The 1,435-nt window shown below is 35.3% G+C and carries 1 protein-coding gene, 1 pseudogene and 1 riboswitch; the gene and the pseudogene both read left to right on the top strand.

Annotation, left to right across the window (positions count from 1 at the left end; all coding sequences use genetic code 11):
- Positions 1-154 (top strand): annotated as a pseudogene (locus tag HMPREF1639_RS09630) (helix-turn-helix domain-containing protein); the annotation flags it as partial.
- Between the two features lie 76 nt (positions 155-230).
- Positions 231-1,157, top strand: a complete 927-nt coding sequence (locus HMPREF1639_RS02685; RefSeq protein WP_036763001.1) for an AEC family transporter — start codon at positions 231-233, stop codon at positions 1,155-1,157.
- A gap of 69 nt (positions 1,158-1,226) precedes the next feature.
- A riboswitch (TPP riboswitch) is annotated at positions 1,227-1,333 on the top strand.
- Positions 1,334-1,435: the final 102 nt, after the last annotated feature.

The raw sequence follows: 1,435 nt of genomic DNA, 5'->3' as shown, positions 1-1,435 counted from the left end.
TCAGACTGTAAAAATACTTTTTAATAGGGTTAATACAAATCCTTTGATATTGATGATTAAATTAGGCTGCTCTATATCCTCTATTGCTAGATATTTGAACAGGTCAAGAACTACTATTTACAATGAACTTAAAGGCGGTAGCGTAGAACAAATAAATATTAGTGTTTATCTATAAGACCATATATGGTATACTACTATGGTGATTTTAAGAGAAGAGAGGAGTTTTTTTATTGCAAGTAGTTTTTACAAATGTTCTAATATTGTTTATGCTTCTATTTTTGGGTTACCTAATAGGTGTAAAAAAAGTAGTAGCGCACTCATCTATTAATGATTTGACAAATCTAGTGGTAGACGTAAGTATGCCATGTACGATAGCCCTATCTATGGTTAGGCCATTTGATGCCAGATTATTGGGTGATGCTTTTAGGGTAATGTTAGCTATACTATTATTCCAGCTATTTATGTCAGCCCTATCTTTTTATGCTACCAAGGTCTTGAGGGTAGACCCGAAAAAGGCAGGCAGTTGGATATTCTCTATGGTATTTTCAAACAATGCCTTTGTAGGTTATCCTTTGATGTATGCACTTTATGGTAATGATGGTCTTTTCTTGATGGCCATGGGTAATATAGTACAGAATGTCTTGATATTCTCTATAGGTATAAAGTTTATAACATTAAACTATAACCTAAAAGAACATGTTAGGTTGAGACATATTATATTTACAAAGCAGAATATCGCCGTGGTAATAGGTATGTTTATATTTTTTCTACAGATACCAGTTCCAAAGCCGGTTTTGACCTTGGTCACATATGTAGCCAACCTGACTGTACCTTTGTCTATGATGGTAGTAGGTATGTCTCTATCTAGGTATGATGTTAGGAATATGTTCACAGATAAGGAAGCCTATAGGCTGACAATGGTCAGGATGGTAATTCTTCCTCTAATAATAGTTGCTATATTTAAAGGTTTAGGTATCCAGGCCAACCACAATTTGCCATTGGCAATACTGTTCTTTACAGCGGCACTACCAGCACCAGCCTTTACTACCATTATGGCTGAGAGATACAATACTAGTATAGAATTTTCATCTAAGTGTGTATTTTTGACGACTGTAATCAGTGTCTTGACTGTACCTATACTGGCTGGTTTGTTATAAGATAAACCAAGTAATATTTATACTTTTGTTGTCATAAGGACATCTTTATGATATTATAGGTTTAGAAAATTAAATATAAGGGGGAGCTGATAGATCGGCTGAGAAAAGGATGTGAGCCTTGACCCTTGAACCTGATTTGGATAATGCCAACGTAGGAAGAAATATATAAGGATTATTGAGCATATACCAAATGGTATATGCTTTTTTATGTATGACGGGCATACCGTCAGTCTGTGGTGAAAGTCCACGTAGGGCGTAGTTGCCGACGAACCTCATAG

Source organism: Peptostreptococcus sp. MV1 (genome assembly GCF_000758885.1).
Lineage (GTDB): Bacteria > Bacillota > Clostridia > Peptostreptococcales > Peptostreptococcaceae > Peptostreptococcus.
This window is presented reverse-complemented; position numbering and strand designations above follow the sequence as displayed.